The sequence below is a fragment of the Pseudomonas sp. Pseusp18 genome, from assembly GCF_059506005.1.
In genome coordinates this window covers 4,188,409-4,212,681 of sequence record NZ_CP169240.1, presented here as the reverse complement: position 1 = coordinate 4,212,681, position 24,273 = coordinate 4,188,409, and the positions used below count along the sequence as shown (strand labels likewise).

The following is a 24,273-nucleotide window of genomic DNA, read 5'->3' as shown; positions in this document are numbered from 1 at the left end:
TCCGTCCAAATCCAAACAGCCTCGAAAGGCGTCATCGGACGAAAGGCGAACGGCACGGACCGTTCGCCTTTTTTAAAGCGTTAAGCGCCGACTACGATCGGCTTTGCCAGAGGCGGGACGACGGCGCGGGTAGGCGCGATGCCGGCTTCGAACTCTGGACGGAAGTATTTGATGGCACTGCCCAACGGCTCCACGGCACCCGGTGCGTGAGCACAGAAGGTTTTGCCTGGGCCGAGGAAACCGACCAGACCCAGCAGGGTCTCGATATCGCCGGCTTGCCCTTCACCGTTCTCGATCGCGCGCAGCAGCTTGACGCTCCACGGCAGACCGTCACGGCATGGGGTGCAGAAACCACACGATTCACGGGCGAAGAACTCTTCCATGTTGCGCAGCAGGGACACCATGTTGACGCTGTCGTCCACCGCCATGGCCAGGCCGGTACCCATACGGGTGCCCACTTTGGCGATGCCGCCGGCGTACATTTGTGCGTCCAGGTGTTCCGGCAACAGGAAGCCGGTACCGGCGCCGCCTGGCTGCCAGCACTTGAGCTTGTAACCGTCGCGCATGCCACCGGCGTAGTCTTCGAACAACTCGCGACCGGTAACGCCGAACGGCAATTCCCACAGGCCCGGGTTCTTGACCTTGCCGGAGAAGCCCATGAGCTTGGTGCCCATGTCTTCGCTGCCTTCGCGGGCCAACGATTTGTACCAGTCCACGCCGTCGGCAATGATTGCCGGCACGTTGCACAGGGTTTCAACGTTGTTCACGCAAGTCGGCTTGCCCCACACGCCCACGGCGGCAGGGAAGGGCGGCTTGGAGCGCGGGTTGGCGCGGCGGCCTTCGAGGGAGTTGATCAGTGCGGTTTCTTCACCGCAGATGTAACGCCCGGCACCGGTGTGGACGAACAGCTCGAAATCGAAGCCGCTGCCCAGGATGTTCTTGCCCAGCAGACCTGCTGCCTTGGCTTCTTCCACGGCACGGTTCAGGTGCTTGGCGGCGGTGGTGTATTCGCCACGCAGGAAGATGTAGCCACGGTAGGTTTTCAGCGCGCGAGCACTGATCAGCATGCCTTCGATCAGCAGATGGGGCAGTTGCTCCATCAGCATGCGGTCTTTCCAGGTGTTCGGCTCCATTTCATCCGCGTTGCACAGCAGGTAGCGGATGTTGATGGATTCGTCCTTGGGCATCAGGCCCCACTTCACGCCAGTGGGGAAGCCTGCACCGCCGCGACCTTTGAGGCCGGAGTCTTTCACGGTCTGGACGATGTCGTCCTGGGCCATGTCGGCGAAGGCCTTGCGTGCGGCGGCGTAACCGTTCTTGGCCTGGTACTCGTCGAGCCATACGGCTTCGCCGTCGTCACGCAGGCGCCAGGTGAGCGGGTGAGTCTCTGCGACACGCTTGATGCGGTTGGCAGGACCAAAGGAAGTCAGGGTCATACGTAGCCCTCGAGCAATTTGGCAACGCCGGCAGGCTGCACATCACCGAATGTGTCGTCGTCGATCATCAACGCCGGCGCCTTGTCACAGTTGCCGAGGCAGCAGACCGGCAGCAGGGTGAAGCGACCGTCGGCGGTGGTCTGGCCCAGGCCGATGCCCAGCTTGCTCTGGATTTCGCTGACCACCGATTCATGGCCGCCGATGTAGCAGACCATGCTGTCGCAGACGCGGATGATGTGACGGCCGACTGGCTGACGGAAGATCTGGCTATAGAAAGTAGCCACTCCTTCAACGTCGCTGGCCGGGATGCCGAGGATTTCGCCGATGGCGTAGAGCGCGCCGTCAGGCACCCAACCACGTTCCTTCTGAACGATCTTCAGGGCTTCGATCGACGCCGCGCGCGGGTCTTCGTAGTGATGCAGCTCGTGCTCGATGGCCGAGCGCTCGGTTTCGCTGAGGGCGAAACGGTCTGTCTGGATAAGCGGGCTGTTCATGCTTAGCGGTCCACGTCGGCCATAACGAAATCGATACTACCCAGGTACGCGATCAAGTCCGCGACCATGCTGCCTTTGATCACCGAAGGGATCTGCTGCAGGTGCGGGAAGCTTGGGGTACGAATCCGGGTGCGGTAGCTCATGGTGCCGCCATCGCTCGTCAGGTAATAACTGTTGATGCCCTTGGTCGCTTCGATCATCTGGAAGGATTCGTTGGCCGGCATGACCGGGCCCCACGAAACTTGCAGGAAGTGCGTGATCAGGGTCTCGATGTGCTGCAGCGTGCGCTCTTTTGGCGGCGGCGTGGTCAGCGGGTGATCCGCCTTGTACGGGCCTTCCGGCATGTTGCGCAGGCACTGCTCGATGATCTTGATGCTCTGGCGCATTTCTTCGACGCGAACGATGCAACGGTCGTAGGCATCGCCATTGGCCGCCAGCGGGACTTCGAATTCGAAGTTTTCGTAGCCGGAGTAGGGGCGAGCTTTACGCAGGTCGAAATTGCAACCGGTCGAACGCAGGCCGGCACCGGTGACGCCCCATTCCAGGGCTTCCTTGGTGTTGTAGGCGGCAACGCCGATGGTCCGGCCACGCAGGATGCTGTTGTCCAGTGCGGCTTTCTGGTATTCGTCCAGACGCTTTGGCATCCACTCGACGAAATCCTTGACCAGTTTTTCCCAGCCGCGCGGCAGGTCGTGGGCGACACCACCGATGCGGTACCAGGCCGGGTGCAGGCGGAAACCGGTAATGGCTTCGATCACCGTGTACGCCTTCTGGCGGTCGGTGAAGGTGAAGAACACCGGAGTCATGGCGCCGACGTCCTGGATGTAAGTCCCCAGGAACAGCAGGTGGCTGGTGATCCGGAAGAACTCGGCCATCATGATGCGGATGACGTCGACCTTCTCGGGCACCTTGATGCCGGCCAGCTTCTCGACCGAGAGCACGTACGGCAGGTTGTTCATCACGCCGCCGAGGTAGTCGATACGGTCGGTGTACGGAATGAAGCTGTGCCAGGACTGGCGCTCGGCCATCTTCTCGGCACCACGGTGGTGGTAGCCGACGTCCGGTACGCAGTCAACGATCTCTTCACCGTCCAGCTGCAGGATGATACGGAACGCACCGTGGGCCGAAGGGTGGTTCGGACCCAGGTTGAGGAACATGTAGTCCTCGTTCGGGCCGGAACGCTTCATGCCCCAGTCTTCAGGCTTGAAGCGCGCGGCTTCCTCCTCGAGCTGTTGCTTGGCCAGGGTCAGGCTGAACGGATCGAACTCGGTGGCACGGGCCGGGAAGTCCTTGCGCAGCGGGTGACCTTCCCAGGTCGGCGGCATCATGATGCGGCTCAGGTGCGGGTGGCCGGCAAAGTGAATGCCGTACATGTCCCACACTTCACGCTCGTACCAGTTGGCGTTCGGCCAGATGCTGGTGACGGTCGGCAGGTTGAGGTCGCTCTCGGACAAGGCGACCTTGATCATTACGTCACTATTACGTTCGATCGACATCAAGTGATAGAACACAGTGAAGTCGACGCCGTTTGGCAGCCCTTGACGCTTGGTGCGCAGACGCTCGTCCACGCCGTGCAGGTCATAGAGCATGACGTACGGCTTGGGCAGGTTGCGCAGGAAAGTCAGGACTTCGACGAGTTTGGCACGGGCAACCCAAAGCACCGGCATGCCGGTGCGGGTAGGCTGGGCGGTGAACGCCTCTGGGCCAAAACGGTTGTTCAGTTCGACGACCACATCCTGGTCGTCTGCCTTATAAGGCGGGATGTACAGAGCACTGCCTGCAGTCATGGTTATTTATCGCTTTCGGTCAACGTAAAGAATGAAGCCAGTTTCTCGTTCTATAAAAGAAGCAGAGCTGGATCAGACTTCGTCGGGGCTGCGCAGGTTGGTTACCTGAATACGCTGTTCGCGGCGCTGTTCCTTTTGCGAAGGCATCTCGGCGCGGTAAACGCCTTGATCGCCAACGACCCAGGAAAGTGGGCGACGCTCCTGGCCAATCGACTCCTGCAACAGCATCAAGCCTTGCAGAAAAGCTTCAGGGCGGGGTGGGCAGCCAGGCACGTAGACGTCCACGGGCAGGAACTTGTCCACCCCTTGAACGACGGAGTAGATGTCGTACATGCCACCGGAGTTGGCGCACGAACCCATGGAAATGACCCATTTAGGTTCGAGCATCTGCTCGTAGAGACGCTGAATGATCGGCGCCATCTTGATGAAGCAGGTACCGGCGATAACCATGAAATCCGCCTGACGCGGCGATGCCCGGATGACCTCGGCGCCAAAGCGCGCGATGTCGTGGGGCGCCGTGAAGGCGGTGGTCATTTCCACGTAGCAGCACGAAAGACCGAAGTTATACGGCCACAGGGAGTTCTTGCGCCCCCAGTTGATCGTGCCGTTGAGCACGTCTTCGAGCTTGCCCATGAAAATGTTTTTGTGAACTTGATCTTCTAACGGATCGGAAACGGTTTCCCGTTGGCCAATCGGATACTGCTCGTTAGGAGCATCGGGGTCGATCCTGGTGAGATTGTATTGCATTGCCAAAGCCTCATTGTTTCAGCTTCGCTTGCCGCTTAAGACGAGCTGCCGGAGCCCAGTCAAGGGCGCCCACTCGAAATAGGTAGACAAGACCTGCCAACAGAATTGCTATGAAAACGAGAGCTTCGACGAATCCGGTCCAGCCGCTTTCGCGGACGGACACAGACCAGGCAAAGAGAAAGAGGGCTTCGATATCGAAGATCACGAAGAGCATCGCGACCAGATAGAATTTGGCTGAGAGCCGCAAGCGGGCGCCACCTGTAGGTAGCATGCCGGACTCGAACGGTTCGTTTTTGCTGCGGCCCCAGGCTTTTGACCCGAGGAGGCTGGAGACGCCGAGCATGAAGGCGCAAAGGCCGCCGACACCCAGAAGGAAAATGGCAAAGCCCCAGTTGTGGGCCATGAGTCCGGTCGCTTCGGGCATGCTGGTAATCCTTAACAGAGAGCAAAGGTCTCTGAGCTTGATAAAGAAATATGGCAGTGACGATATGTCGCAGCAATCAATCCCACTGATTTTATGGCTAAACACCCTGCAAGTAAAATTCCTATAGCGAAATTATTTATTGGAATAAGGACATGGCGCACCTCCAAAGCCCTGTAGCCCATGCGGTCCGGGCATTAGCGGGGGTTTTGTCAAATATGTTTTGTAGGGAATGTAACGAACATAGTTGTCGCTAAATGATAATCAATGTTATTTGGTGTGGTTTTCAAACTGTTTAGTGGGCAGCGGTTCGGGAAGTTGTCTTATATGCGCGTTACTGCAAGTAGCGCGCGGGGTGGTTTTACCTTGTTTTCCTGATCGTGAAACTGCTCTGGATCAAGGTTTTTGCGCAGGTTGCCGGCGCTCCCCCTTGTAGGAGCTGTCGAGTGAAACGAGGCTGCGATCTTTTGGCGCTTTTTCAGAAGCAAGATCAAGGGATCGCAGCCTCGTTTCACTCGACAGCTCCTACAGGGTTTTGCGGTGTTCAAGGAATCGCAGGCAAAAAAACGCCCCGAACCAGTCGGGGCGTCAGATGAGCGGCTTTGCGGTTAGCTTTTTATTCGGTCCGCAAGGGCCGTTTGTTTAAGCGAAGCAGATCAGTGGAACTGTTCTTCTTCGGTCGAACCGGTCAGCGCGGTTACCGAAGACGTGCCGCCCTGGATCACGGTGGTCATGTCGTCGAAGTAGCCGGTGCCCACTTCCTGCTGGTGAGCCACGAAGGTGTAGCCCTTCGCGGCGTCGGCGAACTCTTGCTCTTGCAGCTTCACGTAGGCAGTCATGTCGTTGCGGGCGTAGTCGTGCGCCAGGTTGAACATGCTGTGCCACATGTTGTGAATGCCGGCCAGGGTGATGAACTGGTGCTTGTAACCCATGGCGGACAGTTCGCGCTGGAACTTGGCGATGGTCGCGTCGTCCAGGTTTTTCTTCCAGTTGAAGGAAGGCGAGCAGTTGTACGACAGCAGTTGGTCCGGGTATTCCTTTTTGATCGCTTCGGCGAAGCGACGAGCCTCGTCCAGATCCGGCTTGGCGGTTTCGCACCAGATCAGGTCGGCGTACGGCGCGTAGGCCAGGCCGCGAGCGATGGCCTGGTCGAGACCGGCACGCACTTTGTAGAAACCTTCCTGAGTACGTTCGCCAGTCACGAATGGTTTGTCGTACGGGTCGCAATCGGACGTCAGCAAATCAGCTGCGTTAGCGTCGGTACGGGCCAGGATGATGGTCGGTGTACCGGCAACGTCAGCCGCCAGACGGGCAGCGGTCAGCTTCTGTACAGCTTCCTGGGTCGGAACCAGTACCTTGCCGCCCATGTGGCCGCATTTTTTCACGGAAGCCAGTTGGTCTTCGAAGTGAACGCCGGCGGCGCCTGCTTCGATCATGCTCTTCATCAGCTCGTAGGCGTTCAGTACGCCACCGAAGCCGGCTTCAGCGTCAGCCACGATCGGTGCGAAGTAGTCGATGTAACCTTCGTCGCCCGGGTTCTTGCCGGCTTTCCACTGGATCTGGTCAGCACGACGGAACGAGTTGTTGATGCGCTTGACCACGGTTGGAACCGAATCCACCGGGTACAGCGACTGGTCCGGGTACATCGATTCGGCGGAGTTGTTGTCCGCGGCTACTTGCCAGCCCGACAGGTAGATCGCCTGGATGCCGGCCTTGACTTGTTGCACAGCCTGGCCGCCGGTCAGGGCGCCCATGCAGTTGACGAAATCTTTCTCAGGGCGGAAGGACGGCTTGGCACCCTGGGTAACCAGATTCCAGAGCTTCTCGGCGCCCATTTTTGCAAAGGTGTGCTCAGGTTGAACCGAGCCACGCAGGCGGACGACGTCAGCAGCGGAGTAAGCGCGAGTCACGCCTTTCCAGCGTGGGTTTTCAGCCCAGTCTTTTTCGAGGGCTGCAATTTGCTGTTCGCGTGTCAGTGCCATGGAGATAAACCTCGTCGCATAGGTCTGGGGTGGAAAATTCCTGCTCCTGCCCACTACGCAAATCAGGCGTAAGAGGCTGCTCGCTGACCAGAAGCTTAGGCGGTCAAGTCGGGTTTGGCGGGGATGGCGACGGGATGAACGATGGGCTCGAGGGGAAGTGAGCAGGTAAGGGCGAACTGGCGAGCGCATTCGGGCGTCGTGGGCCTTGGTGCGAACTTCAGTGTGGAGCCGGGTTACCTAATTACGCTTCCGTCCCTCGGGACAACTTCGTTCCAGTCGGCAACCTCGTCAAACACACCTTGTGGGCGGTACAGACACGAATCGGTTCGCGGGGTAGGGTGCGAACAGCGACTCGAAAGCCCTTGCCAGGGCCTCTGATTAGCGGGAGCGAGGCCATCATGCCTTTGCTTTTTTGGCTCGTCAAACGTTTTGTAGTGCTTTTTTTCAAGCACTACATCTTTGGTCTAATACGACTAATCAGTCAGTTTTTGGTGCTTTAGTCCAAGGTGTCGACTTTCACCCGCAAAGTCATGTCATCCCGGCCCTGAGTCGAGTAGCTGCGGGTCAGGCCCTGTTTGTCGGCCTGAGTCTGACGATTCACGCCGGCCAGGGTGATCCACTCGCCCAGTCGGCCGCTGACAGTTGTGTCGGTACTTTGCACGTTCACTACATCGGGACGTTCCTGGCTCATCCGGTCACGGTTGGTACTGATAGCCAGATGAACGATGTCGCCGGTGACGCTGGCGGTGACGTAGAAACCCTGGGTGACATTGCGGTATTCAGTCTGGCTGCGCGGGTCGCCGTAGCTGTCGGTCTGGGTGCTGGTGAGCGGCACGCTTTGGCCGACCTGGATCAGCGCCGGTGCGCCTTCGCTGGCCTGAACCTGCTGGATACCGCCTTCACGGCTGTCGGTGCTGCGATTGATGATGCGGGTCTGATTCGGTGCGGCGCCATTTATCGAGTAGCCCTGATCGCCCTGAAAGTTGTTTTCATTGGTGTCGACGGTGATCAGCAAGCGTTTGGGGGCGGTGTCGAGTTGCGCGAGGAAGGCCTTGAGTTCGTCGATCTTGCCGGGGTCGGCATTGACGATCAGTTGGTTGCCGTAGGCGCTGACCTTGCCGTCCTTGCCGATGAAATCCTGCGCCACTGGCAGCAGGTCGGCGCTGGTGCGGTAATTCAGGGGCACGATCTCGGTGGCGGCCATGACCGAAAAACTGCAGGTCAGCAGCAGCGTGGTGAGCAGGGTGCGTAGGGACATATCCGTTATCTCCGCTTTCAAAGTCTTGATGATATTGCCAGTTTGTCGGCCTGGCGTGGTGCGAGTTGAATCACAGACAGCAAAACGCCCCGGCATCCGAGAATGGCGGGGCGTTTTGTGGTGTTCTTGATATGTATTTGTGGTGAGGTGAGGGGGCTTGCCCCCTCACCACAGGGAATCAAGTCGAGTGACGCACCATGTCTACATGGGGAATCCCGGCTTCCAGGAATTCCTCACTGACCATGCTGAAACCCAGGCGCTCATAGAACGCCGTGGCTTGCACTTGCGCGCTCAGCATCTGCTGCTTCAGCCCGCGCTTCTCGGCTTCACCGATCACCGCTTGCATCAGCGCATCGCCAACCTTCATGCCGCGCCAGTCTTTCAGTACCGACACCCGGCCGATGTGACCGTCGGGCAACAGGCGGGCGGTGCCGATCGGAAAGTCGCCTTCGAAGGCCAGGAAATGCACCGCTGTGGCGTCATCGGCATCCCATTCCAGTTCAGGCGGAACGGATTGCTCGGCGACGAATACCGCTTCACGAATGCGCCGGATCTCGGCGTTGTCCTTTTGCCAGTCTGCGACACGTACGTGAATCTTATTCATCGGCAAACCCCAGGCTGCCCTGCTTGACCAGTTCACATAGCAGGCCACGGCCGTCTTCGTCGCTCAGCCATGGGCCGAGGTTATCGATATGCAGGGCGTCGGCGGCGCAGATCATTTTCAGCAGCTCGCGCAGCTTGCCCGGCAGGTAACGGCTCTGGCCGCTGGCGAACAGCAGCAGGTCGTCGTCGACTTCCGACCAGGCCAGACGTGCACTCGGGTTGCGAATCAGCACGGCACCTTCTTCGAGCGCACTGAGGAAGTCTTGCTCTTCGACTTCTTCCGGGCCGACCACCAGTTCCGGGTAGCGCGGCTCGGTCATGAACTGGCCGAACCAGGTCAGCAGCAGGCGCTCGTCGCTCATGTGCTCGGCCAGCAGGCTTTTGAGGCGATCGAGGGCATCGTGCTGGATCTGATGGGGATCGACCGCCGGCAGGGCGTCGGCGTCGGTGTAGCGCTCTTCGTCCGTCAGGAACTGGCTGAGGAAGTCGGTGAAGTGGGTCAGCACTTCAGCGGCGCTCGGGGCGCGGAAGCCGACCGAGTAGGTCATGCAATCATCGACAGCCACACCAGAATGAGCCAGGCGCGGCGGCAGGTAGAGCATGTCGCCCGGTTCCAGCACCCACTCATCGGTGGCTTCGAAATCGGCGAGGATGCGCAGGTCGGCGTGTTGCAGCAGCGGGCTCTCGGAATCGCACATCTGGCCGATTTTCCAGTTGCGCTTGCCGTGGCCTTGCAGCAGGAACACGTCGTAGTTATCGAAGTGCGGACCGACGCTACCACCCGGGGCGGCAAAGCTGATCATCACGTCGTCGACGCGCCAGCTCGGCAGAAAACGGAAATTTTCCAGCAGTTCGGCAACTTCCGGCACGAATTGGTCGACGGCTTGCACCAGCAGAGTCCATTCGCGTTCCGGCAGTTTGCTGAATTCGTCTTCGGCGAACGGGCCGCGGCGCAATTCCCAAGGGCGCTCGCCGTGCTCGATCACCAGGCGCGATTCGACTTCTTCTTCCAGCGCCAGGCCGGCCAGTTCGTCGGCGTCGATCGGGCTTTCGAAATCAGGAATCGCCTGACGGATCAGCAGGGGTTTTTTCTGCCAGTAGTCGCGCAGGAATTCCCGTGCCGTGATGCCGCCCAGAAGTTGAAGAGGAATATCAGGATTCATGTGTAACCTATTGAAAAAATGCACTTTTCAGACGGGAATAAAAACGCCCGGCGGCGCCGGGCGTCTCAAACGGGTAGAGCGGTCGATCAGATGCGTTTGGCTTGTGCCACAGCGTTGCCGATGTAGTTGGCCGGGGTAAGCAGTTTCAGCTCAGCCTTGGCGGCGGCTGGCATGTCCAGGCCGTCGATGAAGGTTTGCAGTGCTTCAGGGCTGATGCCTTTGCCGCGCGTCAGCTCTTTGAGCTTCTCGTACGGGTTTTCGATGTTGTAGCGACGCATCACGGTCTGGATTGGCTCGGCCAATACTTCCCAGCAAGCGTCCAGGTCGGCGGCAATCTTTTGCTCGTTGAGCTCCAGTTTGCTGATGCCTTTGAGGCTGGCTTCGTACGCGATCACGCTGTGGGCGAAGCCGACACCGAGGTTGCGCAGTACGGTGGAGTCGGTCAGGTCGCGCTGCCAGCGGGAGATTGGCAGTTTACTCGCCAGGTGCTGGAACAGTGCGTTGGCGATGCCCAGATTGCCTTCGGAGTTTTCGAAGTCGATCGGGTTGACCTTGTGCGGCATGGTCGACGAACCGATTTCGCCAGCGATGGTGCGCTGTTTGAAATAACCCAGGGAGATGTAGCCCCAGATGTCGCGGTCGAAGTCGATCAGGATGGTGTTGAAGCGCGCGATCGCGTCGAACAGCTCGGCGATATAGTCATGCGGTTCGATCTGCGTGGTGTACGGGTTGAAGCCCAGGCCCAGCTCGTCTTCGATGAAGGCGCGAGCGTTGGCTTCCCAGTCGATCTCAGGGTAGGCCGACAGGTGAGCGTTGTAGTTGCCGACGGCGCCGTTGATCTTGCCCAGCAGCGGAACGGCAGCGACTTGAGCGATTTGACGCTCCAGACGGTAAACCACGTTCGCCAGTTCTTTGCCCAGGGTGGTCGGCGATGCCGGTTGACCGTGGGTGCGCGACAGCATCGGCACGTCTGCGAAACGGATGGCCAGTTCGCGGATGGCGTTGGCGGTCTGGCGCATCAGCGGCAGCATCACGTCATCACGGCCTTCACGCAGCATCAGGGCGTGGGACAGGTTGTTGATGTCCTCGCTGGTGCAGGCAAAGTGGATGAACTCGCTGACCTTGGCCAGTTCCGGCAGCTTGGCCGCCTGCTCTTTAAGCAGGTATTCAATGGCTTTGACGTCGTGGTTGGTGGTGCGCTCGATCTCTTTGACACGCTCGGCGTGCTCCAGAGAGAAGTTTTCCGCCAGGGTGTTCAACACCGCGTTGGCTTCGGCGGAGAACGCCGGCACTTCGCTGATGGCAGGGTGAGCGGCCAGGCGCTGGAGCCAGCGCACTTCAACCAGAACGCGAGCACGGATCAGACCGTATTCGCTGAAAATTGGGCGCAGGGCCTGGGTTTTGCCGGCGTAGCGGCCGTCAACAGGGGAAACCGCAGTGAGCGAAGAGAGCTGCATGGGGTGTTCTCGGACAGTCGGGCAACGAAATGGGGCGCGTATCATACATGAAAAAAATCCGCCGGTCCGTTGCCAACTGACCGGCGTATTACGCGTTACTGACTACAAAACGGTATTGCGGGCGCGGTTCAGCTGCTGCGCATCAGCGGGTAAAGCTCTTTAAGCAACTTGCGTCGGCTGATCACCAACTGCCAGCGATGACCGCCCAACTGCCGCCACAGGCGTGCCGAACGAATCCCGGCCAGCAACAGTGCGCGGATTTTCGAGGCATTGCTCGGTTGTTGCAGGTTGCGCATGTCGCCATGCACCTGAATCCGTTGGCGCAAGGTGCTCAGGGTGTCCTGGTACAGCGCACCGCAAGCGGCGATCACGTTTTCGTGGGCCGGGCCGAAGTGTTCGACCTGGGACTGAATCTGCGGCAGGCGTTTGCCGATCACGTCCAGCATGTCATTACGCTTGGCCAATTGGCGCTCCAGCCCCAGCATCGCCAGGGCATAGCGCAGTGGTTCACGCTGAAGGGTACTGGGGTCGCGTTCCAGGGCGCCGATCAATGCGCGATAGCCTTCGCGCAAATTGATGTCGTCGCCGCCGTACACTTCCAGAGTGTCCTTGGGGTCGCGAATCAACAGGCTGCCGAGCATGCAAGTCAGGCCGGCTTCGTTGGTCTGGCCGGTCTTGGCTATCTTGTCGACCAGCACGGCGGCGAGAAACACGCCGCCCAGGGCCGTCAGTTGCTCCTGAGTCGGGCTCATGAACGCTGGACCTTGCTGGTCCAGGGTTCGGCCACTTCGATCACGCCGCCGCCGAGGCAGATTTCACCGTCGTAGAACACCACGGATTGGCCCGGAGTGACCGCGCGTTGCGGGTCATCAAAGGTGGCGCGGTAGCCGGTGGCGGTCTTTTCCAGGGTGCAAGGCTGGTCGCTCTGGCGATAACGCACCTTGGCGGTCAGCCTGCGCGGCTCGGTCAAATCGATCGGGTTGACCCAATAGATGTCCGAGGCGAGCAGGGCGCGGGAGAACAGCCACGGGTGGTCATTGCCCTGGCCAACGATCAACTCGTTGTGTTCCAGGTCCTTGATCAGCACGTACCATGGCTCTTCACCGGCGTCTTTCAGGCCGCCGATGCCCAGACCCTGCCGCTGGCCGATGGTGTGATACATCAGGCCATGGTGACGGCCGATGACTTCACCGTCGGTGGTCTTGATCTCGCCGGGCTGGGCCGGCAGGTATTGCTTGAGGAAGTCGCTGAAGCGGCGTTCGCCGATAAAGCAGATTCCGGTGGAATCCTTTTTCTTCGCGGTGGCCAGGTCGTGTTTCTCGGCAATCGCGCGCACTTCGGGTTTTTCCAGCTCGCCGACCGGGAACAGCGTCTTGGCGATCTGTTCGCCGCCGACGGCGTGCAGGAAGTAGCTCTGGTCCTTGTTCGGATCCAGGCCCTTGAGCAGTTCGGTGCGACCATCGATGTCGCGGCGACGCACGTAGTGGCCGGTGGCGATCAGGTCGGCGCCGAGCATCATGGCGTAGTCGAGGAACGCCTTGAACTTGATCTCGCGGTTGCACAGGATGTCCGGGTTCGGCGTGCGGCCGGCCTTGTATTCGGCCAGGAAGTGCTCGAACACGTTGTCCCAGTACTCGGCGGCGAAGTTGGCGGTGTGCAGCTTGATGCCAATCTTGTCGCACACGGCCTGTGCGTCCGCCAGGTCATCCATGGCGGTGCAGTATTCCGTTCCATCGTCTTCTTCCCAGTTCTTCATGAACAGGCCTTCCACCTCATAACCCTGCTCGATCAGCAGGAGAGCGGAAACGGAAGAGTCCACGCCGCCGGACATACCGACAATGACGCGCTTCTTTTGTGTGGCAGAAGGGGCTGGATCACGCATAGGGATTTAATGAGTGTCTTGAAAAAGGACGCGATTCTAGCAGGCTCAAGCCTGCAAGGCTAAAGAGAAGGGCGGATCAGCTCGAGGCTGAAGTGTTTACCGTCCAGATAATCATCGATGCAGCGGATGATCAGCTCACTGCGCCAGTTTGCGCGCTGTTGCAGCAGTTCGTCACGCGTCAGCCATTTTGCGCCGACAATACCGTCGTCCAATTGATAATCGGGATGGTGTTTCAGCGCTTTGGCGGTGAAGCAGACGCGTTGATAGGTCACTCCGTTGCTCGGGGCGGTGTAGAGATAAATGCCTATTACGCCGGTTGGCTCGACGTCCCAGCCGGTTTCTTCGAGGGTTTCGCGTACGGCGGCCTCGATCAGGGTTTCGTCCGGGTCCAGATGACCGGCGGGCTGATTGAGCACCGTTCGTCCGTGTTTGGATTCTTCGACCATCAGGAAGCGACCGTTGTCTTCGACGATGGTGGCGACGGTGATGTGGGGTAGCCAATCCATGAAATGTCCTCGATTCATTATGGGGTGCTACAAAGGTTGCGTGTGCCACAAACAGAAACCCCGGCACTGGGCCGGGGCTTCCTTGCATCCTTACAACCTTAAACCAGCGCAGCAATCGCGGCGTTGAAGGTTGCGCTCGGGCGCATGGCCTTGCTGATCAGCTCGGCATTGGCGTGGTAGTAACCGCCGATGTCCACTGGCTTGCCCTGAACGGCGTTGAGCTCGGCAACGATGGTTGCTTCGTTCGCGGTCAGGGTTTTGGCCAGCTCGCCGAACTGCGCTTGCAGTACAGCGTCTTCGGTCTGGGCGGCCAGGGCCTGAGCCCAGTACAGCGCCAGGTAGAAGTGGCTGCCGCGGTTGTCGATGTTGCCGACTTTGCGCGATGGCGACTTGTTGTTGTCGAGGAACTGGCCAGTGGCCTGATCCAGAGTCTTGGCCAGCACCAGCGCTTTAGGGTTGTTGTAAGTCACACCCAAATGCTCAAGGGAAGCGGCCAGGGCCAGGAACTCGCCCAGGGAATCCCAACGCAGGAAGTTTTCTTCCAGCAGTTGCTGAACGTGCTTCGGTGCCGAACCGCCAGCGCCGGTTTCGAACAGACCGCCGCCATTCATCAGCGGAACGATCGACAGCATCTTGGCGCTGGTGCCCAGTTCCATGATCGGGAACAGGTCAGTCAGGTAGTCGCGCAATACGTTGCCGGTCACCGAAATGGTGTCGAGGCCGGAGCGAGTACGCTCCAGGGTGAACTTCATCGCCTCGACTGGCGACATGATGCGGATGTCCAGGCCAGAAGTGTCGTGATCCTTCAGGTAAGCCTGAACTTTCTCGATCACTACGCCGTCGTGGGCGCGCATTGGGTCCAGCCAGAAAATCGCCGGAGTGCTGCTTGCGCGAGCACGGTTGACGGCCAGTTTGACCCAGTCCTGGATCGGTGCGTCTTTGGTCTGGCACATGCGGAAGATGTCGCCGGCTTCAACCGACTGTTCCAGCAGCAGGGTGCCTTTGCTGTCGGTGACACGAACAACGCCGTTGGCCTTGATCTGGAACGTCTTGTCGTGCGAGCCGTACTCTTCGGCTTTTTTCGCCATCAGGCCAACGTTTGGCACGCTGCCCATGGTGGTCGGATCGAAGGCGCCGTTTGCCTTGCAGTCTTCAATCACCGCCTGGTAGATGGTGGCGTAGCAGCGATCCGGGATCACGGCCTTGGTGTCGTGCAGCTGGCCGTCGGTGCCCCACATCTTGCCGGAGTCACGGATCATTGCTGGCATCGAGGCGTCGACGATGACGTCGCTCGGCACGTGCAGGTTGGTGATGCCTTTGTCGGAGTTGACCATAGCCAGCGAAGGGCGAACGGCGTAGACCGCCTGGATGTCCGCTTCGATCTGCGCTTGTTGATCGCCAGGCAAAGCCTTGATGCGAGCGTACAGGTCGCCGATGCCGTTGTTCAGGTTGAAGCCGATCTGCGCCAGCACGTCAGCGTGCTTGGCCAGTGCGTCTTTATAGAACTCGGCAACGATCTGGCCGAACATGATCGGGTCGGAGACCTTCATCATGGTGGCTTTGAGGTGAACCGACAGCAGCACGCCTTTGGCCTTGGCGTCTTCGATCTCGGCTGCGATGAAGCTGCGCAGCGCGTTTTTGCTCATGACCGCGCAATCGAGGATCTCACCGGCTTGTACGGTGGTTTTTTCTTTCAGGACGGTGGTGGTGCCGTCTTGAGCGATCAGTTCGATTTTAACGGCGTCAGCGGCGTCGATCAGGGCGGCTTTTTCGCTGCCGTAGAAATCGCCGGTGCTCATGTGAGCCACGTGGGACTTGGAGTCCTTGGCCCAGGCGCCCATTTTGTGCGGGTGCTTGCGCGCATAGTTCTTGACCGACAGCGGTGCACGACGATCGGAGTTGCCTTCACGCAGAACCGGGTTTACGGCGCTGCCCTTGATCTTGTCGTAGCGGGCCTTGGCTTCTTTGTCGGCGTCGCTGGTCACGGTTTCCGGGTAGTCCGGCAGTGCATAGCCCTGGGCTTGCAGCTCTTTGATCGCGGCCTGCAGTTGCGGAACCGAAGCGCTGATGTTCGGCAGCTTGATGATGTTGGCTTCAGGTGTAACGGCCAGGTCGCCCAGTTCGGCGAGGTGGTCGGCTACCGCTTTGTCACCCAATTGCTCGGGGAAGCTGGCCAGGATGCGCCCTGCAAGAGAGATATCGCGGGTTTCAACGGCGATATCAGCGGAGGCGGTGAAGGCCTCTACGATAGGCAGCAGTGAATAGGTGGCGAGGGCTGGGGCTTCGTCGGTGAAGGTATAGATGATCTTCGAGCGGGTGGGCATATTCGGATTAACTCTCTCTTCTTTGCTAAAGCGTGCACAGAAACTCGAGGGGCGCCGGGTAAGCGCGTTCGTTCAAAGTCATCCATGAGCCGAATGTCGAGGTTTCTTTGCTGTGATGTTGGGTGCATCGGTCGAGCGTCAAGCGGGTGGACTGCGGTAACAATCCTGCTTTTTCGGGCCCGGAGTCTCGTAATAGAGAGATCGGCCGTCGTGACTCTGTGGTCAGCGGCGGCATTATACATAGGTAGCTGGCAATCTGCCGATGGTTCATATGCAACGATTCTCGTCCATTGGTCTAAAGGTCGCAGGCAGGTGTGGGGAGTAGCCTTGTATGGCGTGCTTGAGTTTGGCGCTTTTCCCTTTACTTTCAGGCTTGTAGGTCGCGAACTGTGCAGCTTTGCGGCAGATGGACGGAACATAGGGTTTGCGCGCCGATTCAACTGGGGTACGCTCGGGACAAGCCAGATGTTCAATCCAAACAATGGAGTTCAGCATGGGATACAAGAAGATTCAGGTTCCAGCCGTCGGCGAAAAAATCACCGTCAACGCGGACCATTCTCTCAATGTTCCTAACAACCCGATCATCCCCTTCATTGAAGGCGATGGTATTGGTGTTGATATCAGCCCGGTCATGATCAAGGTTGTCGATGCTGCTGTTAAGAAGGCTTACGGCGGCGAGCGCAAAATTTCCTGGATGGAAGTCTACGCCGGGGAGAAAGCGACTCAGGTTTACGATCAGGACACCTGGCTGCCTCAGGAAACCCTGGACGCGGTCAAGGATTACGTGGTTTCCATCAAGGGCCCTCTGACCACGCCGGTCGGCGGTGGCATCCGTTCCCTGAACGTGGCGCTGCGCCAGCAACTCGACCTGTATGTGTGCCTGCGTCCAGTGCGCTGGTTCGAAGGCGTACCGAGCCCGGTCAAGAAACCAGGCGACGTCGACATGACCATCTTCCGCGAAAACTCGGAAGACATTTATGCCGGCATCGAATGGAAGGCCGGTTCGCCGGAAGCGACCAAGGTCATCAAGTTCCTTAAAGAAGAAATGGGCGTCACCAAGATCCGTTTCGACCAGAATTGCGGTATCGGCGTCAAGCCGGTTTCCCTGGAAGGCACCAAGCGTCTGGCGCGCAAGGCTCTGCAATATGTGGTCGACAATGACCGCGACTCGCTGACCATCGTGCACAAAGGCAACATCATGAAGTTCACCGAAGGTGCCTTCAAGGAATGGGCCTACGAAGTGGCGGCCGAAGAATTCGGTGCGACCCTGCTCGATGGCGGTCCGTGGATGCAGTTCAAGAACCCGAAAACCGGCAAGAACGTCATCGTCAAGGACGCCATCGCCGACGCCATGCTTCAGCAGATCCTGCTGCGTCCGGCCGAGTACGATGTGATCGCCACCCTGAACCTCAACGGTGACTACCTCTCCGACGCCCTGGCGGCGGAAGTGGGCGGTATCGGTATTGCGCCGGGTGCGAACCTGTCCGACACCGTGGCCATGTTCGAAGCCACCCACGGCACCGCGCCGAAGTACGCCGGCAAGGACCAGGTCAACCCGGGTTCGCTGATTCTGTCCGCTGAAATGATGCTGCGCCACATGGGCTGGACCGAAGCGGCCGATCTGATCATCAAGGGCACCAATGGCGCCATTGGTGCTAAAACCGTGACCTACGACTTCGAGCGTCTGATGGACGGTGCCAAACTGGTGTCGTCTTCGGGCTTCGGTGATGCGCTGATCTCGCACATGTAAGCGAAGAGCGGCTGCAATAAAACCGCCCGGCTTGAGTGATCGAGTCGGGCGGTTTTTTTATGACTGGATGCCTTGGGTGGTATGAATCAGCTCACGGCTTTGGCGTGGCTGCTGGTAGCGGCTGCTGCTGCGGCTGCTGCGGCTGCTGCGTCAATGGCCACTTTGTCCATAATTTTGACGGCATGCAGCCCCTTGGGGCCTTGAACAATGTCAAAGTATACGGCTTGCCCGGCCTTGAGGGTCTTGTATCCATTCATATCAATGGCTGAGTAGTGGGCAAAGAAATCGATTTCTTTTCCGTCCTCGTCACGACCTTCCCTGGCGTCGGTATTAATGAAACCGAACCCCTTGGCATTGTTGAACCATTTCACCTTACCGACAGCCATACCCATATCCCTCTGCAACAGACTCCATCACTGGAGTATCATCCAGTTAATCCGCAGTCTAATCTTGCAAACAGGATTGACTCCGCGGACCTTTTTTACCCACTGTGGGCTCTATTGGTTGTAACACCGTTTTCCCGATAGTCAAGGTGACCGGGTAGTCGGAGTTGAAATCGTCGATGGGCGCCCCCACCACTGTATTTGCACAACTGACGAACCTTTCTTTCCATGCATGCAATCAGCCAGATTCGACTAACATTCAATCAGGATCGCCCTGATTTACACGACGACGATTCCGCAGGCATTGCTGTTCAGGAGGCTAAGCCTGCTTTACAGGCGCCGCCTATGTACAAGGTGGTTTTGTTCAACGATGACTACACACCGATGGATTTCGTCGTCGAAGTGCTCGAGGTGTTTTTTAACCTGAATCGCGAGCTGGCGACCAAGGTCATGCTGGCCGTCCATACAGAAGGACGGGCAGTATGTGGAGTGTTTACCCGCGACATCGCCGAGACCAAGGCCATGCAGGTCAACCAGTACGCCAGGGAAAGCCAGCATCCGCTACTCTGTGAAATCGAGAAGGACGGTTAATCGCCGACCACTTGGGTATGAGGTGAAGCTATGTTAAACCGCGAGCTCGAAGTCACCCTCAATCTAGCCTTCAAGGAGGCTCGTTCGAAGCGTCATGAATTCATGACCGTCGAACACCTGCTGCTGGCCCTATTGGATAATGAGGCTGCCGCTACCGTTTTGCGTGCCTGCGGCGCAAACCTCGACAAACTCAAGCATGACCTGCAGGAGTTCATCGACTCCACCACGCCATTGATCCCCTTGCATGACGAGGATCGTGAAACCCAGCCAACCCTGGGCTTCCAGCGTGTACTGCAACGTGCTGTCTTTCATGTACAGAGCTCGGGCAAACGCGAAGTGACTGGCGCCAACGTGCTGGTCGCGATCTTCAGTGAGCAAGAGAGTCAGGCAGTGTTTCTGCTGAAACAGCAGAGCGTTGCGCGCATTGATGTCGTCAACTACATCGCCCATGGCATTTCCAAAGTACCAGGGCATGGCGATCACTCTGAAGGTGAACAAGATATGCAGGACGACGAGGGCGGTGAGTCTTCTTCTTCAGGCAATCCTCTGGATGCTTATGCCAGCAACCTCAACGAGCTCGCGCGCCAGGGTCGTATCGATCCATTGGTAGGCCGTGAACTCGAAGTCGAGCGCGTCGCGCAGATCCTGGCGCGTCGTCGCAAAAACAATCCGTTGCTGGTGGGCGAGGCGGGCGTGGGTAAAACCGCGATTGCCGAAGGTCTGGCCAAACGCATTGTCGACAATCAGGTGCCGGACCTGCTGGCCAACAGCGTGGTGTATTCCCTCGATCTGGGGGCTTTGCTGGCCGGAACCAAATACCGCGGCGATTTCGAGAAGCGCTTCAAGGCGTTGCTCAATGAACTGAAAAAACGTCCGCAGGCGATCCTGTTCATCGACGAGATCCACACCATCATCGGTGCGGGCGCTGCGTCCGGTGGCGTCATGGATGCCTCGAACCTGCTCAAGCCATTACTGTCGTCGGGCGATATCCGTTGCATCGGTTCGACCACGTTCCAGGAATTCCGCGGGATCTTCGAGAAGGACCGTGCTTTGGCCCGGCGCTTCCAGAAGGTCGATGTGTCGGAGCCTTCGGTGGAAGACACCATCGGTATCCTGCGTGGCCTGAAAGGGCGTTTCGAGCTCCATCACAACATTGAATACAGTGATGAAGCCCTGCGCGCCGCTGCCGAACTGGCGTCGCGTTACATCAATGACCGGCACATGCCAGACAAAGCCATCGACGTCATCGATGAGGCGGGCGCCTATCAGCGTCTGCAGCCGGTCGAGAAACGCGTGAAACGCATCGAGGTGCCTCAGGTCGAGGACATCGTTGCGAAAATCGCGCGAATTCCGCCAAAACACGTCACCAGCTCCGACAAAGAGCTGCTGCGCAACCTTGAGCGTGACCTGAAGCTCACGGTATTCGGTCAGGATGCGGCGATCGACTCACTGTCGACCGCGATCAAACTGTCCCGTGCCGGCCTCAAGTCGCCTGACAAGCCCGTCGGTTCGTTCCTGTTCGCAGGCCCGACCGGTGTCGGTAAAACCGAAGCTGCGCGTCAGCTGGCCAAGGCGTTGGGGGTCGAGCTGGTTCGCTTCGACATGTCCGAGTACATGGAGCGCCACACCGTATCGCGTCTGATCGGTGCGCCTCCAGGCTATGTCGGGTTCGACCAGGGCGGTCTGCTGACCGAAGCCATCACCAAGCAGCCTCACTGCGTATTGTTGCTCGATGAAATCGAGAAGGCGCATCCGGAAGTTTTCAACCTGCTGTTGCAGGTCATGGACCACGGTACGCTGACCGATAACAACGGGCGCAAGGCGGACTTCCGTAACGTGATCGTCATCATGACGACCAACGCCGGTGCCGAGACTGCAGCGCGTGCTTCGATCGGTTTCACCTATCAGGACCACTCGTCCGATGCGATGGAAGTGATCAAGAAGAGCTTCACGCCGGAATTCCGCAACCGTCTGGACACCATTATCCAGTTTGGTCGCCTCAGTCATGAGGTCATCAAAAGCGTGGTGGACAAGTTCCTTACCGAACTTCAGGCGCAGCTGGAAGACAAGCGTGTGCTGCTGGAAGTCACCGACGCTGCTCGCAGCTGGCTGGCTGCCGGTGGTTACGACGTGACCATGGGGGCTCGACCAATGGCGCGCTTGATTCAGGACAAGATCAAGCGTCCGCTGGCGGAGGAGATTCTCTTTGGCGAACTGGCTGAGCATGGCGGTGTGGTGCACATCGACATCAAGGACGGCGAGCTGACCTTCGAGTACGAGACCACGGCTGAAATGGCCTGACGTTAACCGCAACAAAGCAAAAGGCGCCGAAAGGCGCCTTTTTGCTGTCTGGCCGACACACCGACACCCCCCCCTGCGCAATCGGGTTTCGGCGGCCGTTAAATCGCAGGCAAACAAAAACGCCCGGCATAGCCGGGCGTTTTGTATTGACTTGATTAGCGAGCGCGGTAGGTGATGCGCCCTTTGCTCAAGTCATAGGGCGTCAGCTCGACGCGCACTTTGTCGCCGGTAAGAATACGAATGTAGTTCTTGCGCATCTTGCCGGAGATATGCGCGGTTACGACGTGCCCATTTTCCAACTCCACACGAAACATGGTGTTGGGCAGGGTGTCGACGACAGTGCCTTCCATTTCGAAGCTGTCTTCTTTCGACATGCAGTAAAGCCCTCGGTGTCCAATGAATGGCCCGGTGCAACTGCGCCAGGCAAAAGCGGCGTGCATTGTGCCCGAAAAGTGGGGTTTAAGCCAAGGGGTTCTAGTTCAGGATGACCCAACGTTGATTAATCAGCAGTTCGATAGGGCGATATTGGGTCTTGTAGCTCATTTTTTTGCAGTTTTTGATCCAGTAGCCGAGATAGACCGCTTCCAGCCCCAGGCGCCCGGCTTCGGCAATCTGCCAGAGAATCGCGTAACGCCCAAGGCTGCGACGCTCCTCGCCAGGCTCGTAGAAGGTGTACACCGCTGACAGGCCATTGGGCAGCAAGTCGGTGACGGCCACCGCCACCAGTCGGCCTTCGAGACGAAATTCGTAGAAGCGGGAGAACGGCAGGTCACGCACCAGGAAGGTCGAGAACTGATCGCGACTCGGCGGATACATATCGCCGTCGGCGTGGCGCTGTTCGATGTAGCGCTGATAGAGGTCGAAATACTCCTCGCTGAACGTTGGTCGGGCCGGGCGTACCTGCAGGTCGGCATTGCGTTTGAGAATGCGTTTCTGCTGGCGGTTGGGGGTAAATTGCGCTACAGGAATGCGCGCCGGTACGCACGCATTGCAATTCTGGCAATGGGGCCGGTAGAGATGATCGCCACTGCGACGAAAGCCCATTTCCGACAGATCTGCGTAGACATGCACATCCATGGGCTGACTGGGATCGAGGAACAGCGTAGTGGCCTGCTCCTCGGGCAGATAACTGCAAGAGTGGGGCTGAGTGGCATAGAACTTCAAACGCGCCAACTCGGTCATGATCAACCCTCGGGATAAACTTTTGATAAGGGGACTTTCTCAATTCGTCTCCCCGCATTAAGTGTAAGCCACACGGGCCAATGTCGCTCAGCAAACCCAGGTGGCACGACCGGGTTGATCCAGGTGCCGGGCAAGGTAGCCGGCAAACTCGGTGCGGGGAATCGCTCGGGCGCCCAGGCTATGCAGATGATCGGTAGGCATCTGGCAATCGATCAGCACAAAACCTGAGTCTTTCAGATGTCGCACCAGCGTGGCAAAGCCATATTTGGAGGCGTTGTCGGCGCGGCTGAACATCGACTCACCGAAAAACAGCTGTCCCATGGCCAGGCCGTAGAGCCCGCCGACCAGCACGCCATCGTCCCAGACCTCCACCGAATGGGCGTAGCCGCGCCTGTGCAGTTCGACGTAGGCGTCCTGCATCGCTTGGGTGATCCAGGTGCCATCGGCGTACTCGCGCGGCGCGGCGCAGGCGCTGATGACTGCGGCAAAATCCCGATCGAAGGTCACTTGATAGCGTTGTTGGCGCAGCAGTTTATTCAGGCTGCGGGAGACATGCAGTTCGTCGGGAAACAGCACCGTGCGCGGATCCGGCGACCACCAGAGAATCGGTTGGCCTTCCGAGAACCACGGAAAGCAGCCATGGCGATACGCCTGAATCAGACGGTCGGCGGACAGATCGCCGCCCGCGGCCAGCAGTCCGTTGGGGTCGCGCATGGCTTTTTCCAGCGGCGGAAAAGTCAGGGTATTGCGTTGTAACCAAGTCAGCATGGCATCCGGGCTTGCAGAAGGGGAGGGCGGTGGCGGGCCGATAAACCCGCCAGATAGAAGGTTAACCGTCAAACGCCGGGAATGTCATCGAGATACTTCTCGGCATCCAGCGCAGCCATGCAACCGGCTCCGGCAGAGGTCACTGCCTGGCGGTAAACGTGGTCGGCCACGTCGCCGGCGGCGAATACACCCTGGATGGCGGTGGCGGTGGCGTCGCCTTCACTGCCGCCCTTGACCAGCAGGTAGCCGTTGCGCATCTGCAGCTGGCCCTGGAACAGGTCGGTGTTGGGTTTGTGGCCGATGGCGATGAACACGCCGGCCAGCGACAGTTCAGCGGTTTCGCCGGTATGGCTGTGACGCAGGCGGGCGCCGGTCACGCCGCTGGCGTCACCGAGTATTTCGTCCAGGTTCTGGTTCCAGTGCAGGCGGATATTGCCGTTGGCGGCTTTTTCGAAGAGCTTGTCCTGCAGGATCTTCTCCGAGCGCAGTTTGTCGCGACGGTGAATCAGATGAACCTCCTTGGCGATGTTCGACAGGTACAGGGCTTCTTCCACCGCGGTGTTGCCGCCGCCGACCACTGCGACCACCTGGTTGCGATAGAAGAAACCATCGCAGGTGGCGCAGGCCGAAACCCCTTTGCCGGCAAAGGCTTCTTCCGATGGCAGCCCCAGGTATTGGGCCGAAGCGCCGGTGGCGATAATCAGCGCATCGCAGGTGTAGGTGCCGCTGTCGCCGATGAGCTCGAACGGGCGCTGTTGCAACTTGGCGGTATGGATGTGGTCGTAAACGATCTCGGTGTCGAAGCGTTCGGCGTGTTTCTGCATGCGTTCCATCAGCACCGGGCCGGTCAGGCCTTCGACGTCGCCGGGCCAGTTGTCGACTTCGACGGTGGTGGTCAGCTGGCCACCGGCCTGTATGCCGGTAATGACAACGGGTTTGAGGTTGGCGCGAGCGGCATAAACGGCTGCGCTGTAACCGGCAGGGCCGGAACCCAGAATGATCAGGCGGGAATGCTTCGCTTCACTCATAAAAACACCTCATAAGCCTTTGTCACAAAAGAGAATGCATGCTCAAATTGGACTGCGCGTATTGTGCTGTTGGCTATGCTGGAACCAAGGGTCTCAAGCATGGCATTGGGCGAACAAACCCGTACAATGCCCGCTTGTAACAGTGTTTGTATCAAAAAAGCGCTGCGTGCCGTATTTCGAAAAGCCGGGGCACAGTGTTAAAAGTAGTCC

General features: G+C 58.7%; 22 protein-coding genes. 3 read left to right on the top strand and 19 right to left on the bottom strand.

Translation table 11 applies throughout. The annotated features are described in order from the left end of the window. Positions 1-80: 80 nt before the first annotated feature. The 14 genes from nuoF to ACEN9A_RS18775 all read right to left on the bottom strand — a co-directional run bounded on the left by nuoF (position 81) and on the right by ACEN9A_RS18775 (position 16,060). Positions 81-1,436: an NADH-quinone oxidoreductase subunit NuoF gene (gene nuoF / locus ACEN9A_RS18840; RefSeq protein WP_258669446.1), complete on the bottom strand. Its 1,356-nt coding sequence runs from the start codon at positions 1,434-1,436 to the stop codon at positions 81-83. Then, positions 1,433-1,930: an NADH-quinone oxidoreductase subunit NuoE gene (nuoE, locus tag ACEN9A_RS18835; protein ID WP_007940871.1), complete on the bottom strand. Its 498-nt coding sequence runs from the start codon at positions 1,928-1,930 to the stop codon at positions 1,433-1,435. Before nuoE ends, nuoF begins: the two co-directional genes overlap by 4 nt. A gap of 2 nt (positions 1,931-1,932) precedes the next feature. Next, on the bottom strand, positions 1,933-3,717 hold the full coding sequence (nuoC, locus tag ACEN9A_RS18830; protein WP_019648471.1) for an NADH-quinone oxidoreductase subunit C/D: 1,785 nt from the start codon (positions 3,715-3,717) through the stop codon (positions 1,933-1,935). 72 nt (positions 3,718-3,789) lie between these two features. Then, positions 3,790-4,464: a NuoB/complex I 20 kDa subunit family protein gene (locus ACEN9A_RS18825; RefSeq protein ID WP_007940869.1), complete on the bottom strand. Its 675-nt coding sequence runs from the start codon at positions 4,462-4,464 to the stop codon at positions 3,790-3,792. A 10-nt stretch (positions 4,465-4,474) separates the two neighbouring features. Next, positions 4,475-4,888: an NADH-quinone oxidoreductase subunit A gene (locus tag ACEN9A_RS18820; protein ID WP_007940868.1), complete on the bottom strand. Its 414-nt coding sequence runs from the start codon at positions 4,886-4,888 to the stop codon at positions 4,475-4,477. A 653-nt stretch (positions 4,889-5,541) separates the two neighbouring features. Then, positions 5,542-6,867: an isocitrate lyase gene (gene aceA / locus ACEN9A_RS18815; RefSeq protein ID WP_007940867.1), complete on the bottom strand. Its 1,326-nt coding sequence runs from the start codon at positions 6,865-6,867 to the stop codon at positions 5,542-5,544. A 496-nt stretch (positions 6,868-7,363) separates the two neighbouring features. Then, entirely contained in the window at positions 7,364-8,125 is a 762-nt protein-coding gene (locus ACEN9A_RS18810; RefSeq protein WP_019648473.1) for a secretin N-terminal domain-containing protein, read from the bottom strand. 178 nt (positions 8,126-8,303) lie between these two features. Next, positions 8,304-8,729, bottom strand: a complete 426-nt coding sequence (locus ACEN9A_RS18805; RefSeq protein WP_019580080.1) for a GNAT family N-acetyltransferase — start codon at positions 8,727-8,729, stop codon at positions 8,304-8,306. Further along, the gene (locus tag ACEN9A_RS18800) at positions 8,722-9,891 is read right to left on the bottom strand and encodes a ribosomal protein uL16 3-hydroxylase (protein WP_258669426.1); all 1,170 of its coding nucleotides are present in this window, start codon (positions 9,889-9,891) and stop codon (positions 8,722-8,724) included. The genes ACEN9A_RS18805 and ACEN9A_RS18800 overlap by 8 nt, the downstream gene beginning before the upstream one ends. 86 nt (positions 9,892-9,977) lie before the next feature. After that, positions 9,978-11,348 (bottom strand): adenylosuccinate lyase, encoded by a 1,371-nt coding sequence (gene purB, locus ACEN9A_RS18795; RefSeq protein ID WP_007940861.1) that lies wholly within the window; start codon positions 11,346-11,348, stop codon positions 9,978-9,980. Between the two features lie 128 nt (positions 11,349-11,476). Continuing rightward, positions 11,477-12,100, bottom strand: coding sequence for a high frequency lysogenization protein HflD (hflD, locus tag ACEN9A_RS18790; protein ID WP_007940860.1), 624 nt, complete (start codon positions 12,098-12,100; stop codon positions 11,477-11,479). Next, the gene (mnmA, locus tag ACEN9A_RS18785) at positions 12,097-13,230 is read right to left on the bottom strand and encodes a tRNA 2-thiouridine(34) synthase MnmA (protein ID WP_413387350.1); all 1,134 of its coding nucleotides are present in this window, start codon (positions 13,228-13,230) and stop codon (positions 12,097-12,099) included. The genes hflD and mnmA overlap by 4 nt, the downstream gene beginning before the upstream one ends. 59 nt (positions 13,231-13,289) lie before the next feature. After that, on the bottom strand, positions 13,290-13,736 hold the full coding sequence (locus tag ACEN9A_RS18780; protein WP_018925520.1) for an NUDIX hydrolase: 447 nt from the start codon (positions 13,734-13,736) through the stop codon (positions 13,290-13,292). A gap of 98 nt (positions 13,737-13,834) precedes the next feature. Then, a complete protein-coding gene (locus ACEN9A_RS18775; protein WP_258669405.1) occupies positions 13,835-16,060 on the bottom strand; it encodes an NADP-dependent isocitrate dehydrogenase in 2,226 nt (741 codons plus the stop codon). 493 nt (positions 16,061-16,553) lie between these two features. Here ACEN9A_RS18775 and icd point away from each other — a divergent pair, with 493 nt between their 5' ends. Continuing rightward, complete coding sequence (gene icd / locus ACEN9A_RS18770) at positions 16,554-17,810, top strand: NADP-dependent isocitrate dehydrogenase (RefSeq protein WP_019580084.1); 1,257 nt, start codon at positions 16,554-16,556, stop codon at positions 17,808-17,810. An 86-nt stretch (positions 17,811-17,896) separates the two neighbouring features. On the opposite strand, the gene ACEN9A_RS18765 is transcribed toward icd, so the two are convergent. Then, a complete protein-coding gene (locus ACEN9A_RS18765) occupies positions 17,897-18,196 on the bottom strand; it encodes a cold shock domain-containing protein (RefSeq protein ID WP_309475216.1) in 300 nt (99 codons plus the stop codon). Between the two features lie 225 nt (positions 18,197-18,421). Here ACEN9A_RS18765 and clpS point away from each other — a divergent pair, with 225 nt between their 5' ends. Then, the gene (clpS, locus tag ACEN9A_RS18760; protein WP_015094394.1) at positions 18,422-18,784 is read left to right on the top strand and encodes an ATP-dependent Clp protease adapter ClpS; all 363 of its coding nucleotides are present in this window, start codon (positions 18,422-18,424) and stop codon (positions 18,782-18,784) included. Between the two features lie 30 nt (positions 18,785-18,814). After that, a complete protein-coding gene (gene clpA / locus ACEN9A_RS18755; protein WP_019648478.1) occupies positions 18,815-21,085 on the top strand; it encodes an ATP-dependent Clp protease ATP-binding subunit ClpA in 2,271 nt (756 codons plus the stop codon). A gap of 155 nt (positions 21,086-21,240) precedes the next feature. Here clpA and infA read toward each other — a convergent pair whose 3' ends face one another. From infA to trxB, 4 genes are all read right to left on the bottom strand, one after another. Beyond that, positions 21,241-21,459, bottom strand: coding sequence for a translation initiation factor IF-1 (gene infA / locus ACEN9A_RS18750; RefSeq protein WP_002553999.1), 219 nt, complete (start codon positions 21,457-21,459; stop codon positions 21,241-21,243). A 100-nt stretch (positions 21,460-21,559) separates the two neighbouring features. Then, positions 21,560-22,267: an arginyltransferase gene (locus ACEN9A_RS18745; protein ID WP_018925525.1), complete on the bottom strand. Its 708-nt coding sequence runs from the start codon at positions 22,265-22,267 to the stop codon at positions 21,560-21,562. An 87-nt stretch (positions 22,268-22,354) separates the two neighbouring features. After that, the gene (gene aat / locus ACEN9A_RS18740; protein ID WP_018925526.1) at positions 22,355-23,035 is read right to left on the bottom strand and encodes a leucyl/phenylalanyl-tRNA--protein transferase; all 681 of its coding nucleotides are present in this window, start codon (positions 23,033-23,035) and stop codon (positions 22,355-22,357) included. Positions 23,036-23,103: 68 nt separating this feature from the next. Next, positions 23,104-24,063, bottom strand: a complete 960-nt coding sequence (trxB, locus tag ACEN9A_RS18735; RefSeq protein WP_018925527.1) for a thioredoxin-disulfide reductase — start codon at positions 24,061-24,063, stop codon at positions 23,104-23,106. Positions 24,064-24,273: the final 210 nt, after the last annotated feature.